The following is a 13,914-nucleotide window of genomic DNA, read 5'->3' on the forward strand; positions in this document are numbered from 1 at the left end:
AAGAGAAAATGTCAAACAAACAACATACTTATGATGCCATCGTCATTGGCTCGGGCATTAGTGGTGGATGGGCCGCCAAAGAATTTACAGAAAAGGGCCTGAAAACATTGGTCCTGGAGCGGGGCCGGGATGTGAAACACCTGATTGATTACCCGACAACAAATAAATATCCCTATGAATTTGAACACCGGGGTGAGCTGACTTTAGCGATCCGAAAGGAAAACCCGGTGGTCAGTAAATGTTACGCCTTCAGAGAAGACGCGATGCACTTTTTTGTGAAAGACAAAGAACATCCCTACGTTCAGGAGAAACCGTTCGACTGGATTCGTGGTTATCAGGTAGGTGGTAAATCTTTATTATGGGCAAGACAAACTCAGCGCTGGAGTGACCTTGATTTTGAGGGACCTTTGAGAGATGATTTTGCGGTAGACTGGCCAATCAGGTACAAAGACCTGGCCGCATGGTATACTTACGTGGAACAGTTTGCGGGAATTTCGGGTAATAAAGATGGATTGCCACAATTGCCTGACGGTGATTTTTTACCGGCTTTTCCTTTGAATGCGGTGGAAGATTATTTTAAGAAGACAGTCAGCGAAAAATACGAGGGCAGGCATGTAATCAGTGCGCGTTGTGCACATTTGTCGCAACCTCGTCAGGTTCATTTTGATCAGGGAAGAGGCAAATGTCAGAACAGAAACCTATGTCAGCGGGGCTGCCCATTTGGTGGTTATTTCAGCAGCAATGCTTCCACTTTACCCTGGGCAGCTAAAACAGGAAACCTTACTTTAAAACCTTTTTCTGTCGTAGAATCGATTATTTATGACGAAAAACTAGGTAAAGCTTCAGGGGTAAGGGTAGTGGATGCGAATACAAAAGAAGTAACTGAATATTTTGCAAAGGTGATTTTTGTGAACGCCGCTGCAATCAATACTAACCTGATTCTTTTAAATTCAACGTCTTCCCGCTTTCCTGATGGACTGGGAAATGACAGTGGTGTATTAGGTAAATATGTAGCTTTCCACAATTACAGTGCAAGGATCAGCGCGGAATATGAGGGCCTGAAAGAATTTACAACGGACGGCAGAAATCCTTCAGATGGCGGATATATTCCGAGGTTTAGAAACCTGCTGAAACAGGAGACAGATTTTAAAAGAGGCTACGCAGCAGGATTTTCTGCTTACCGGGCACCGGAAAGAGATATGTCAGGTATTGGAACTGATTTAAAAGAACAACTACTCCATAAAAACCTGGGTCCATGGCAGGTCGGTTCCCACATGATGGGAGAGACAATTCCGAAGGAAAGTAATTATGTAAAACTGGATAAAGACAAAAAAGACGAGTGGGGAATTCCCTTGTTGCGCATCTCTATAGATTATGATGAGAACGATGCAAAGATGAAGAAAGATTATCTTGAGCAATTAACCGGGATGTTTACGGAAGCTGGATTTAAAAACATCAAGGCTAATGACGCCGGACAAGCCCCGGGGCTGGATATTCACGAGATGGGAGGTGCCAGAATGGGACATGACCCCAAAACATCGGTACTAAACAAATGGAACCAATTGCACGATTGTAAAAATGTATTTGTTACAGATGGGGCCTGTATGACTTCAACCTCCACACAAAACCCATCCTTAACTTATATGGCGCTTACTGCGCGTGCGGTTGATTATGCGGTTCGTTCAATGAAGAAAGGGGAGCTTTAAGTTCCTCTTCAATTTTGATGTATTCTTTTAACAGGGTGATTTGATTGACTGCCCTGTTAAAATTATGGTCTTCATATTTAGCGCCATAATAGACGTCGTTCTGAAGGTAATCTGCCAGGAAACGAATGGCCTGCATATAGATGATGAATTTTCCCGCATACGTAAAGTACTCTTTTTCCGTAGCGGTGAGCACGCCTTGCATTTCTTCCATATAGCCGTCATAGACCGCTTTAAAGAATTCTTTTCTGATGCTGATTTTACTGAAGTCAGTTTCTTCTTCAGTGGCAGCACACAGATAGGTACGCATCATATCCCCGACATCACTGATAAAATACCCGGGCATTACGGTATCCAGGTCAATCACACAAATACCTTTATAATCTTTGTCAAACAGGACATTGCTTATTTTGGTGTCATGGTGGATTACCCTTAATGGAACTTCTTTGTTGGCAACAATGTCCAGATAGGTATCTACCAAATCCTGATGATCATTGATAAAATCAACATAGGCTTTTGCTTTTTCCATTCTTTCCGGATTGGCGTTTGCACAGGCTGTTTTAAACTGTTCGTACCTTAAACTCAGGTTATGAAAATCAGGAATGGTAATATTAAGGTCTTCTGCATTAAAATCAGCAAGTAAACCAGAAAATTTACCGAATTGTCTGGCCGCTTCATAGGCTTCTTCTTCTTTCGTCAGTGCATTTAAAGAAACAGAGCCATCTACAAATGGAGACAAGCGGAAATAACCAGATGCGGTATGCAATAGCGATGCACCGGATAATGTCTTTATTGGGGATACAAATAAGTAGTCAGGATCTTTTTTACTCAAAAAGTCTTTTAGTAAACAGAGGTTCTTGTCAATATCCGAAGGATTTTTGAATACATCTGTATTTACTTTTTGAAGGATATAGTTCTGCCCGCCCGCAGTTACTTTCCATGTATGGTTAATCAGGCCATCGCCAAAAAGGTTAACAGTCGTATCTTCAGAATCCAGGCCATACAATGGTAAAATATTTTCAAACATGCGTCTTATCAGAATTGGTTATAGAATTCAAACGTAATTATTTAAGTCATTAAACCATTGAGCAAACGTTTGCGCAAAATTATTTAGGGTTAGATACAATCAATTCCGATTCTACAACTACATTAAAATAAGCCTGTTCCGTTCCGGTTTCGTTTTTAGGCCGGTTAATCAGATCGATTAAAATGTCTGCTGCTTTCTTTCCTTGCTTATATGGGAATTGCTCCACAGAGGCAATCGGAGTGTAGTCCATATAGTTTATAATAGGAAGATTGGCATAGCTCACAAAGTCTATCCCCTCCAGTTCCAATGAACGGGTATACCTCATCGCAAATAAAGCCACATAATCGTTAAAGGTGACGATTGCAGTTGGTTTACGCCGGTGATTTAACATGGTATTCATCACGTCTATGGTGCCACTTTCAGAAAGGTCACAACTTACGATCAATGAGGGGTCGAATTTTAAGCGATTGGAAATCATCGCTTTGATATAACCTTCTTTCCGCTCATGACTGGCAACCAATGTGGTAGGACCGTTGATCATTCCTATGGTACGATGTCCTTTTTTCAATAGAAAATTAACGGCTTCATAAGTTCCGTTTTCGAGATTGGAGGCTACATAGTGAATATCTTTAATAGGAGGGATCCGATCAAAAAATACAACGGGAATATTGAGCTTTTTGAAAATTTCAAAATGTTCATAGGTACTGGTAGTTTTTGAAACCGAGACCAATAACCCGTCTACACGCTGGGTTTTCATCTTTTCAACCAATAACTTTTCACGATCTGCATCGTCATGCGATTGAGCCAATAAAACAGTATAGTTTCTCTTATAAGCTACATCTTCAATTCCGCTGATGGCAGTAGAAAAAAATGATTCCGACAATTCCGGTAAAATAACACCTATAATATGAGACTTTCCCTGCAGAAACTGAATTGCCTTCTGATTCGGTTCGTAATTTAGCTCGGCAGCTAACTTTTTAACCCTCATTTTTGTTGTTAAACCGATACTGGAATGGTCATTTAAAGCCCTTGAAACGGTAGAAACCGAAATCTTAAGTATTTTGGCTATTTCTTTTATCGTGGTAGGTTTATCAGACATGATATTCAAATATTAGAATAAACTTTCAATAACCTTGAATAATTTTAAAAAAACAATTCGTTCTCTCCATAAATTGGGCTGTAATTTACATTAAATGTGCGCAAACGTTTGCTTGAAAATAAGAGCCCGAATTTAAATTTGAGACTGGATTTTTTGAATGTAAAAGACGTTATAGTCCTCAAATTAGCGCTGATTTTACAAATTATGCAAGTATTTGGCCTAAGAATGATCATATAATTGTTACAATTCACTTTAATCGCATTTTTTTTCGTTACCAGTCTTTTTAAAATAGGATTGGCGATAAAATATCAAACGTTTGCGTGTTTTTTTTAAAGCTTAGTTTGTGGCGTTGCTGATATAGTCTATACCTTGTAATCGATTAATAACCCCCGGTTACGCCTGGCCGGAGATTTTAATCAGAACCGAACATATATAATGAACTAAATAAATTATGAACAGAAGACAATTTGTTAGAAGTAGTGGCATCACTGCGGCAGCCCTGACTGTTTTACCTGAGCAATCAGTTTTTGCAGGTACCAAAGCGGAGAAGATAAAGGTAGCCATGATTGGAGTTGGATTGAGAGGCCAGAATCATCTTGATCTTTTATTAAAAAGAGATGACGTAGAATTGGTAGCAATCTGCGATGTGGATGATAGAATGCTGAATGCTTCTAAAGCACTGATTGCAAAGAGTGGTAAGCCAATGCCTAAAATCTATACAGGCGATGAAAATGCCTGGAAGAAACTACTGGAAACAAAAGGTTTAAAGGCAATTGTAATCGCTACGCCATGGGAATTGCACAAACCAATGATCATTAAATCTTTAGAAGCAGGTATTAAATACGTAGCGACTGAAGTGATGCTGGGGATTACGCTGCAGGACCATTGGGATGTGGTACAAGCCACAGAAAGATATAACGGACATGTAATGATGTTGGAAAACGTTTGTTACAGAAGAGATGTATTGGCTGCCTTAAATATGGTACGTCAGGGAGTGTTTGGAGAAATCCTTCATTTGCAGGGCGGCTATCAGCATGACCTGAGAGAAGTTAAGTTTAACGATGGAGTAAAACCATATGGTGGTGGGGTAGAGTTTAATGAGAAAGGATTCTCAGAAGCAAAATGGAGAACAAATCATTCCGTACACCGTAATGGCGATTTATATCCGACTCACGGAATAGGTCCGGTTGCACAATGCGTCAACATCAACAGAGGAAATAAGTTTTTAAAACTAAACTCCTTTGCAACTAAATCAAGAGGTCTTCATAACTATATTGTAGAGAAAGGTGGAGAAAGCCATCCAAATGCGAAAGTAAACTTCCGCTTAGGAGATATCGTGACCACTACGATCGACTGTGCAAATGGGGAAACGATCATCCTGCAACACGATACGAATTTACCCAGACCATATTCATTAGGTTTCAGAGTTCAGGGAACTAAAGGCTTATGGATGGATGTGAATAAGAGTATCTATGTAGAAGGAGTGAGCAAACCACATGCATGGGACCCGGCCAAAGAATGGCTGGATAAATATGATCACCCGCTTTGGAAAAAATACGGTAATGACGCACAGGGTGCAGGACATGGTGGGATGGATTTCTTCGTGATTCATGCCTTCATTGAAGCAGCGAAAAGAAATGAGCCAACTCCACTGGATGTATATGATGCTGCAGCCTGGAGCGCAATTACGCCTTTAAGTGAGCAATCTATCGAAATGGGAAATGAAACGATCGATTTCCCTGACTTCACCAGCGGTAACTGGATGACCAGAAAGCCGATCTTTGCGCTGAATGATGATTATTAATCCAGAGTAATAACTAATCTTATAAAAAGGACCAACATGTAAAGATGTTGGTCCTTTTTTTGTTAAAAAAAGATGAATTCATCTTTATTAACGTTAACTTAACATTGGAAATGCATCTTTGTATATGTTTTTAAATATTCTAGCTTTAACGTTTTTAGCGTTTGCCCTCATCGCAGCTTTCAAAATGGAGACTTTTTTACAAGGTTTTTTATTTATTGTGGCCTTAGCCCTTGTTGCCGGACTTTTATATTTATTTATCCTTTTTCCTGGCTTTTCGGGATTGGCAGTTGCCATCATGTTAGGAACCTTTATATTAAGGCAAACTAAAAAATAATTGCATTCTATTTTGTTCATAAACAGTCTATTATGAGCGAAAGTGGTGACATCAGGAAAAGCGAAAAAATCTCTTCCAAAGACTTAATTAAGGCCAGAAATCACAAAAAAATCAGTGGTTTTTAAGGCCTCTTTTTTGCCGTTTTTTTGACAAAAAGTTCGGGTTCAAAAGTCGTTTTTCATTATTAATTTCAAAATTTTGTAATAATATGATAATATTATATTTAATATTTCTTAAATTTATTTCAATTAGGGGTTATTTAAAATAATAATATTCATTATGAAAACATTAGGGGAGAAATTTAGAATTTTACGACAAAAAAAAGGGGTCAACCAAAAAGCGATGGCCGACCTGCTGGACATCTCAATTCCAGCGTACTCAAAATTAGAAACGAGTATTACTGATCCAAACTTTAGCCGCATCAATCAGATCGCTGAAGTCCATGGATTAAGTTTAAGAGAGTTTCTGGATGTTGGGGAAGAAGGAGTAAGTGAACACATTCAGATTATTGAACAACTGAAAGAGAAAATCAGTCAGTTGGAAAGTTCAGTAATCCGTTTGCAAAGTAAACTGATTGACTTATATGATAAGGAAGATCAGCGAAACAAAATCGCTTAACCTTTAAACACCTGGCAGTATCAGAGGCTTTTCATTCCTTTAGAATTTAGTAAGATATATATAGTATAATTACTATGCATGTTATTATTCTCAAAAGATGTTGAGCCTCTGGTAATTCCAGTCTTTTGCCTTTGAACCAGGTAAAAAGCATTGTTTAACTTCAGTTTTTCTTCAGAATAGGAAAGTACATTTGACCGTACTCAGATATGGTCTTATGAATTGTCTTTTTTTGTTTAAAAACCGGTACAGTGTGCTTTTTTCTTTTGTAGCTGTCTTTATAGCCGCGTCGTTCCTGATTCGTCTCGGACTGCTGACAGCTACAATAGAAAAAACAGGTTTCAGTCTTCTTTCTATCCTCCGCATTTTCACCCAGGGGCTGATTTATGATCTTGGCGTGTCTTCCTTTTTGGCACTGGCTTATGCCATCTATTTGTTGGTTCTGCCACAGCGGTTTATCCAATCCTGGTTTAATATTTTCATCAGCTACGCCGGCCTGTTTTTTATGGTCACAATAGTGATATTTTCCTTCTTTGCAGAGCTTACTTTCTGGCAGGAATTCGATAGCCGCTTTAACTTTATTGCGGTAGACTACCTGATATACACTTATGAGGTTATTCATAATATTAACGAATCTTATCCTTTGCCATTGCTGATCGGAGGAGTATTGGCCATCAGCTGTCTTTTCCTCTGGCTATTCATCAGGATGGGTGTTTTCAAAACGACTTTTCAATCAGATACTTCTTTGAAAATAAGAGGAATGATCTCTGGGTTCATTGTCATTATCGCCTTATTATACGGCTTTTTCATCAACAATTCCTGGGCGGAAGAGGGGAACAACAGGTATCATAACGAATTGGCTAAAGCAGGCATATACTCCATATTTTCGGCGTTTAAAAATAATGAACTCAATTATAATCAGTTTTATAAATTACTGGATAAACCGGAAGCTTATCGGCTGATCAGATCTCAGCTACTGGAGGCTAACAGTACTTATCTGAATAATAATAGTAGTATTAAAAGAGAAATAAAGGGAAAAGGACCCGCTTTTAAACCTAACGTAATCATGATTACCGTGGAGAGTCTAAGTGCTGATTTTATGGCTCACTTTGGAAATAGAGAAAATTTAACCCCGGTGCTGGATGGGCTCGCTGAAACCAACCTCTTATTTACCAATATGTATGCAACGGGCACCAGAACAGTAAGGGGGATGGAAGCTTTGTCACTTGCAGTCCCACCTACGCCAGGAAGCAGTATTGTAAGACGCCCGAACAACGATAGCCTGACCACAATCGGAAATATCTTCCGGAAAGCGGGATATGAACAGACCTTTTATTACGGAGGTGATGGTTACTTTGATAACATGAACCAGTATTTTGGCGGTAATGGTTATAACATCACTGATCGGGGAAGAAAGATCATGGCCGGAGATCACTATACAACCAAAAGAACGATCATCACAGATCAGGAGGTTCATTTTGAAAACGCCTGGGGAATCAGTGACGAAGATTTATACCAAACGGTAGTCAGCAATAGTGATGAGCAGTTTAAAAGGGGAATACCCTTTTATAGCTTTGTAATGACTACTTCCAATCATCGTCCGTTTACCTATCCTGCAGGTAAAATAAATATCCCTTCCGGGACCGGAAGGACAGGAGCATTAAGGTATACCGATTATGCGATCGGTCAGTTTATCCTTCAAATCAGTCATAAGCCCTGGTTTAAGAATACAGTCATCATTATCGTAGCCGACCATTGCGCCAGCAGTGCAGGTAAAAATGAAATTGACATCAGTAAATATCACATTCCCTGTATCATTCTGAACCTTCCAAATTCGGGAAAAAGAGAAATAAATAAAGTCTGTTCGCAAATAGACCTTTATCCGACATTATTTAACCTGTTTGGATGGAGTTACGAAAGCAATCTATATGGAAAGGATGTACTGGCGGCCGGTTATGTCCCAAGAGCATTGCTTGGCACCTACCAAAAGCTAGCTTATCTTAAAAAAGATAGCCTGGTGATTCTGAGCCCTCAACAGCAAATAAATACATTTATTTATCATAAAAACACCAATGAACAACTGCCAAAGTCATTTTCAGGAAGGGTGATAAAGGAAGCAATCGCCAATTATCAAACCGCTTATGATCTTTTTAAAAATGGCGGTTTACATCAATAATAATTAGCTAACTTGAAAACCAATACGCCTTGCGATGAAATTACTATTAATTGAAGATGAGCAGTCACTTAGGGAAAGTATCCTTAGTTATTTTAGTGCAGAAGGAAATATCTGTGAGGTAGCTTGCGATTTTCATGCGGCAATGGAAAAGATCAGCCTTTATAGCTATGATTGCATTCTGCTGGACCTGAGTCTGCCGGGGGGAGAAGGAATGGAACTGCTCCGGGCTTTAAAAAAAATGAATAAAAATGATGGGGTATTGATCATCTCTGCCCGTCATTCCCTGGATGATAAAGTAGATGGCCTTAATTTAGGTGCAGATGATTATCTTGTAAAGCCTTTTCACCTGTCTGAACTTCAGGCAAGGGTTACTGCAATTATACGCAGGAAAAGCTTTGATGGAAACAGTACGATCGTATTTAATGAAATTACCATTGATACACTGGCCATGAAAATTAATGTAAATGACCATTTACTGAGCCTGACCAAAAAGGAATTTGACCTGCTGGTCTACTTCATTGCCAATCAACGTAAAGTGGTGACAAAGAACGCCATCGCAGAACACCTTTGGGGAGATGAAATTGATCTTTCTGACGATTTTGATTTCATCTATACACACATTAAGAACCTGAGAAAAAAACTGATAGAAGCGGGGTGCAAAGATTACATCAAATCCATGTATGGAGTGGGGTATAAGTTCGAAAATATATGAAACTTGCCAGTCAATATAATAAGGTTAACCTTTTCATCTCCTTAATCGTATTAATCCTGACTGGAGTAATTTACTATGTCGTGATCCATTTCATACTGACGGAAAAGTTAGACAGGGACCTTAGAATTGAAGAGGATGAGATCAGTTCTTATGCCAAAAGCTATCGTAAATTGCCGCTTCCCGCTGATTTCCATGATCAGAAGGTATCTTATCGTCTGGTTAAAAAAAAGGATACCAATGGGCGGAAGTTTAGCAATTGCGTCTACCTGAATGAAAAGGAAAATGAAAAAGAACCAGGGAGGAGCCTGGTTACTTATTTGCAGGTTAATCATCAGATTTTTGAGGTCACCATTATAAAATCACGATCGGAAGCGGAAGGACTGATCAAAATAATTTTCCTCATTAGCCTGGTAATTATTGCTTTTTTATTGCTGGCGCTGTTCCTGATTAACCGGTTCTTATTAAGCAATCTATGGCGGCCGTTTTACAATATACTTGAACAGATAAAAACTTTTAACCTCAGCGGTAAAAGTGAAATCAATACCGAACTTACGAAGATCGATGAGTTTACCGAACTCAATGAGGCAGTTTCGTCGATGTCACAACGGGTTAAACAGGATTATAAAGAACTGAAATCTTTTACGGATAACGCTTCACATGAAATGATGACTCCATTAGCGGTGATAAATTCCAAGCTGGATACCCTATTACAAACGGAGGGTTTTAATGACCAGCAAGGGGAGCTGATTGAAGATATTTACCTGGCAGTAGGCCGCTTATCCAGGTTAAGTCATTCTTTACTGCTCCTGGCAAAAATTGAGAATAACCTGATTAAGAATGAAGAACTGATCGATTTAAAGGAATTGCTGAATCAGAAATCAAGGCAATTTCAGGAATTAATTCAGTCTAATGAAATCAGCATCAGTTTAAGTCTGGAAGAAAAAATGGTCTCCATGAGCAAATACCTGGCAGACATTTTAATCAATAACCTGATGAGTAATGCCATCCGTCATAATTTAAAGTCCGGACAGATTAAGGTCTTGCTGAATTCAGAACGATTGGTATTCAGCAACACAGGGATTGCTGAAACCTTGGATCAGACGAGAGCTTTTGAGCGTTTTAATAAAACCAACAGCTCGGAAGGAATGGGTCTGGGACTGGCCATTTCCCGGCAGATCTGCAACCTGTATCACTTCAAACTCAGCTACCGGTATGAAAAAGGAGAACATTTCTTTACCATTGAGTTTTAATAAATGATCTGAAAAACGCAAACGTTATCGTAAATATTTAAGAGGAATCCTGGTTATTCAAGGCTAAATTTCATTAACATTGAATGAAGTATTTAACCTAATATACACGTAAAATATGAATGGGAAAGATCTGTTTTCATTGAAAAACAAAGTGATCGTCATCACCGGGGCTACCGGCGTACTTGGAGAATCGTTTGCATTGGCAGTAGCTGCCGCAGGAGCTAAAGTGGCTATTTTAGGCAGAAATGAAGAAAAAGCAAATGAAAGGGTAAAAGCAATCACAGTAAATGGCGGTGAAGCCATTGCAGTAATCACAGATGTTTTAAATGAAAAGGCACTGATAGAAGCAAGAACGCAGATTTTAAATGCATGGGGAACCATTGATGGACTGGTGAATGCCGCCGGAGGAAATATTCCCGGTGCAACCATTGCCCCTGATCAGAATATTTTTGACATCAATATCGCAGACACACAAAAAGCAGTAGAACTTAACCTTTTCGGGACCGTATTGCCTACACATGTATTTGGAAGGGTGATTGCTGAAAAAGGAAAAGGCTCTATTGTCAATATTTCTTCTTTGGCTGCTCAAAGACCGCTGACAAGAGTCTTAGGTTATACCATGGGTAAAACGGCTATTGAGGGGTACACCAAATGGATGGCTGTTGAACTTGCACAGCGTTATGGCGACCGCGTAAGGGTAAATGCCCTGGCTCCAGGTGTATTTTTAACGGAACAAAACCGTAGTTTATTGACAAACACGGATGGTACTTTTACCGATCGTGCACAGCGTTTCGTAAATCATACTCCTTTCGGCCGGCTTGGAAATCCAGAGGAGCTGAATGGAACACTGATTTACTTACTGAGCGATGCCTCGGCTTTCGTAAATGGAGAGACAATATTAGTTGATGGTGGATTTAATGCCTATAGCGGAGTATAAAAACAATGGATAAACGCACACACAAATTACTACAGACATGGCGCTGGTATGGACCATCAGATCCGGTTAGCCTGCAGGATGTCAAACAAGCCGGGGCAACCGGAATCGTGACGGCACTCCACCATATTCCTCATGGAGAAATCTGGCCTCTGGCCGATATTCAGGAGCGAAAATCAATTATTGAGGCTGCTGGACTACATTGGGCAGTGGTGGAAAGCGTTCCCGTTCATGAAGCAATTAAAACTCGGCGAAAGGATGCTGACCGCTATATAGAAAACTATAAGACGACACTCAGAAACCTGGCTTCCTGCGGAATTAAAACGGTTTGTTATAATTTCATGCCGGTGTTGGACTGGACACGTACACAGTTAGACCTGGTGATGACGGATGGCTCCAGGGCACTTTATTTCAACTGGACAGATCTTGCAGTTTTTGATCTTTTTATCTTAAAACGAGAAGGGGCCGCTGCAGATTATAAAGAAGAAATAAGAAGCAAAGCAGAACAACGTTATGCGGCATTGAGCCCCTCGGAACTGGATCTGTTGAAGACAAATGTCCTGATGGGCATTCCAAATGAAAAAGAAATTGAACTGGAAGCCCTGCGGAACAGCATTGATGAATACAAGGCGATCGGTTCAGCAGGACTTAAGGAAAACCTGACCTGGTTTTTAAATGGCATTTCAGCAGTATGTGAAGAGGAGGGTATAAAAATGACGATTCATCCTGATGATCCTCCATATCCGATATTGGGATTGCCAAGAATTGCAAGCACCAAAGCAGACCTGCTACACATCATCAACAGTGTAAACCAGGAATTTAATGGAATCTGTTTCTGTACCGGTTCGCTTGGTGCAGGAATGGACAACAATCTCCCGGAGATCTTTGAAGCAGTTAAAGAACGTGTTCATTTTCTACACCTTAGAAACGTGACTAAAGATGAAGAAGGGAATTTTTATGAGGCAGACCACCTGGGAGGTGATGTAAATATGTATGAGGTGATGAAAGCAATAGTAAAGGAAAATGCAGTCAGGAAACACCCGATACCTTTCCGTCCTGATCATGGCCACCAGATGCTGGACGATCTGAACAAACAAACAAACCCCGGTTATTCGGCAATAGGACGCTTGCGCGGACTTGCAGAACTACGCGGACTGGAACTAGGGATTACTGGAAATTATTAGTTTTTTTGAGTGGAAGACCTCACCAGGATATGAGTTGCCAGCTTAATGGTTTCAAATTCTTCTTCCGGATGCTTCCGCTCTATCAAAGAAATCAGTTTACCGGCAGCAAGCTGTCCGATTTCAAAAGCTGGCTGATGTATGGTACTCAAAGCAGGGTTCATCGCATCGGCCAGTTCTGTATTGGTAAAGCCAATCAGCGCAACCTCCCCGGGTATCTTGTAACCCAGCTTATTCAATAAAGTCACACACCTTGTGGTAATCTGATCTGTTGCCGTAAATATGGCGTCGGGAGGAACTGGCAGGGACATGTAGTATTTTATGGCCTCTTCCAGGTCTGCATTGAGTTTATTGGTATCCGTATAATCACAAGACCTTAGATAATCTTCCCTAAATTCAATTTTATGATCGGCAAGAGCTGCTTTATATCCATTCAACCGATCAATCGAAATGCTTAGATTGGTATTTGTATTTAAGTGTGCAATCTGTTTGTAGCCGTTTTGGATCAGGTGCAGCGTGGCATCATAAGCACCTTTAAAATTATCAGCCCCAACTTTATGAGTGTCCATCTGATCGGTAAGGCGGTCAAAGAGCACAACAGGTAATCCCGAAGACTGTAAGCCCTTAAGGTAACTGAAATCGGTAGTCTCACAGGCAGGAGATATCAACAAGCCATCTATTCCTCCGGCGTATAGTAAATCGATACAGGCAATCTCCTGTTGCTGGGATTCTTTACTTTGCATGATGATAATCTGGTAGGATTTACCAGTGCTTACCTTATCAATCCCATCCAGCATCTGCGCAATTACATTATTGTCCAGTGAGCAAACCACCACACCAATAGACCTGCTTCGTCCTTGTTTTAAACCCTTGGCCATTCGGTTGGGAACATAATGATGCTCCTTAGCATAAGCCATTACCCTTTTCTTAGTCTCCTCCCCAATTTCATAACTATCGTTTAAAGCTTTGGAAATGGTGGAAGTAGATAGTTGGAGCGCTTTCGCAATATCTTTTAACGTGATACTGTTGTTCATGCCGGTTTCATTTTGATGCCTAAATTGCAATTATTAGGGGAGATA

At 40.1% G+C, this 13,914-nt stretch carries 12 protein-coding genes; 8 read left to right on the top strand and 4 right to left on the bottom strand.

From position 1 onward, the window contains the following. The first annotated feature begins 8 nt into the window (after positions 1 to 8). Positions 9 to 1,706 (top strand): GMC oxidoreductase, encoded by a 1,698-nt coding sequence (locus tag BFS30_RS22950; protein WP_069381429.1) that lies wholly within the window; start codon positions 9 to 11, stop codon positions 1,704 to 1,706. Here BFS30_RS22950 and BFS30_RS22955 read toward each other — a convergent pair. Both BFS30_RS22955 and BFS30_RS22960 read right to left on the bottom strand, forming a co-directional pair. Then, on the bottom strand, positions 1,651 to 2,730 hold the full coding sequence (locus BFS30_RS22955) for a phosphotransferase enzyme family protein (RefSeq protein WP_069381430.1): 1,080 nt from the start codon (positions 2,728 to 2,730) through the stop codon (positions 1,651 to 1,653). The two genes, BFS30_RS22950 and BFS30_RS22955, sit on opposite strands and share 56 nt — an antisense overlap. Positions 2,731 to 2,809: 79 nt before the next feature. Then, positions 2,810 to 3,829 (bottom strand): LacI family DNA-binding transcriptional regulator, encoded by a 1,020-nt coding sequence (locus BFS30_RS22960; protein WP_069381431.1) that lies wholly within the window; start codon positions 3,827 to 3,829, stop codon positions 2,810 to 2,812. A gap of 451 nt (positions 3,830 to 4,280) precedes the next feature. Between BFS30_RS22960 and BFS30_RS22965 the strand changes: the two genes are divergently transcribed. After that, entirely contained in the window at positions 4,281 to 5,633 is a 1,353-nt protein-coding gene (locus tag BFS30_RS22965) for a Gfo/Idh/MocA family protein (protein WP_069381432.1), read from the top strand. Between the two features lie 93 nt (positions 5,634 to 5,726). Here BFS30_RS22965 and BFS30_RS27850 read toward each other — a convergent pair whose 3' ends face one another. Beyond that, on the bottom strand, positions 5,727 to 5,987 hold the full coding sequence (locus tag BFS30_RS27850) for a hypothetical protein (protein WP_157263018.1): 261 nt from the start codon (positions 5,985 to 5,987) through the stop codon (positions 5,727 to 5,729). Positions 5,988 to 6,246: 259 nt separating this feature from the next. On the opposite strand from BFS30_RS27850, the gene BFS30_RS22975 reads away from it, so the two are divergent. The 6 genes from BFS30_RS22975 (at position 6,247) to uxuA (ending at position 12,838) form a co-directional block, all read left to right on the top strand. Next, entirely contained in the window at positions 6,247 to 6,585 is a 339-nt protein-coding gene (locus tag BFS30_RS22975; protein WP_069381434.1) for a helix-turn-helix domain-containing protein, read from the top strand. A gap of 250 nt (positions 6,586 to 6,835) precedes the next feature. Continuing rightward, on the top strand, positions 6,836 to 8,758 hold the full coding sequence (locus BFS30_RS22980; RefSeq protein WP_237028646.1) for an LTA synthase family protein: 1,923 nt from the start codon (positions 6,836 to 6,838) through the stop codon (positions 8,756 to 8,758). 34 nt (positions 8,759 to 8,792) lie between these two features. Beyond that, positions 8,793 to 9,470, top strand: a complete 678-nt coding sequence (locus BFS30_RS22985) for a response regulator transcription factor (RefSeq protein WP_069381436.1) — start codon at positions 8,793 to 8,795, stop codon at positions 9,468 to 9,470. Next, positions 9,467 to 10,720: a sensor histidine kinase gene (locus tag BFS30_RS22990; RefSeq protein WP_069381437.1), complete on the top strand. Its 1,254-nt coding sequence runs from the start codon at positions 9,467 to 9,469 to the stop codon at positions 10,718 to 10,720. The genes BFS30_RS22985 and BFS30_RS22990 overlap by 4 nt, the downstream gene beginning before the upstream one ends. Before the next feature lie 115 nt (positions 10,721 to 10,835). Further along, positions 10,836 to 11,657 carry an SDR family oxidoreductase gene (locus BFS30_RS22995; RefSeq protein ID WP_069381438.1) on the top strand — a complete coding sequence of 274 codons (822 nt, stop codon included), beginning with the start codon at positions 10,836 to 10,838 and terminating at the stop codon, positions 11,655 to 11,657. A gap of 5 nt (positions 11,658 to 11,662) precedes the next feature. Next, positions 11,663 to 12,838, top strand: a complete 1,176-nt coding sequence (gene uxuA, locus BFS30_RS23000) for a mannonate dehydratase (RefSeq protein WP_069381439.1) — start codon at positions 11,663 to 11,665, stop codon at positions 12,836 to 12,838. Here the strand turns inward: uxuA and BFS30_RS23005 are convergent. Further along, positions 12,835 to 13,869, bottom strand: coding sequence for a LacI family DNA-binding transcriptional regulator (locus BFS30_RS23005; protein WP_069381440.1), 1,035 nt, complete (start codon positions 13,867 to 13,869; stop codon positions 12,835 to 12,837). The two genes, uxuA and BFS30_RS23005, sit on opposite strands and share 4 nt — an antisense overlap. Between the last annotated feature and the right edge of the window lie 45 nt (positions 13,870 to 13,914).

Origin of the sequence: Pedobacter steynii (assembly GCF_001721645.1) — a bacterium.
Taxonomy (GTDB): Bacteria; Bacteroidota; Bacteroidia; order Sphingobacteriales; family Sphingobacteriaceae; genus Pedobacter; species Pedobacter steynii_A.

What these genes read in the sequence shown, in the direction of transcription:
- BFS30_RS22950 (WP_069381429.1), top strand. Translation starts at nt 9, where the DNA reads ATGTCAAACAAACAACATACTTATGATGCCATCGTCATTGGCTCGGGC.
- BFS30_RS22955 (WP_069381430.1), bottom strand. Translation starts at nt 2,730, where the DNA reads ATGTTTGAAAATATTTTACCATTGTATGGCCTGGATTCTGAAGATACG.
- BFS30_RS22960 (WP_069381431.1), bottom strand. Translation starts at nt 3,829, where the DNA reads ATGTCTGATAAACCTACCACGATAAAAGAAATAGCCAAAATACTTAAG.
- BFS30_RS22965 (WP_069381432.1), top strand. Translation starts at nt 4,281, where the DNA reads ATGAACAGAAGACAATTTGTTAGAAGTAGTGGCATCACTGCGGCAGCC.
- BFS30_RS27850 (WP_157263018.1), bottom strand. Translation starts at nt 5,987, where the DNA reads ATGAACAAAATAGAATGCAATTATTTTTTAGTTTGCCTTAATATAAAG.
- BFS30_RS22975 (WP_069381434.1), top strand. Translation starts at nt 6,247, where the DNA reads ATGAAAACATTAGGGGAGAAATTTAGAATTTTACGACAAAAAAAAGGG.
- BFS30_RS22985 (WP_069381436.1), top strand. Translation starts at nt 8,793, where the DNA reads ATGAAATTACTATTAATTGAAGATGAGCAGTCACTTAGGGAAAGTATC.
- BFS30_RS22990 (WP_069381437.1), top strand. Translation starts at nt 9,467, where the DNA reads ATGAAACTTGCCAGTCAATATAATAAGGTTAACCTTTTCATCTCCTTA.
- BFS30_RS22995 (WP_069381438.1), top strand. Translation starts at nt 10,836, where the DNA reads ATGAATGGGAAAGATCTGTTTTCATTGAAAAACAAAGTGATCGTCATC.
- uxuA (WP_069381439.1), top strand. Translation starts at nt 11,663, where the DNA reads ATGGATAAACGCACACACAAATTACTACAGACATGGCGCTGGTATGGA.
- BFS30_RS23005 (WP_069381440.1), bottom strand. Translation starts at nt 13,869, where the DNA reads ATGAACAACAGTATCACGTTAAAAGATATTGCGAAAGCGCTCCAACTA.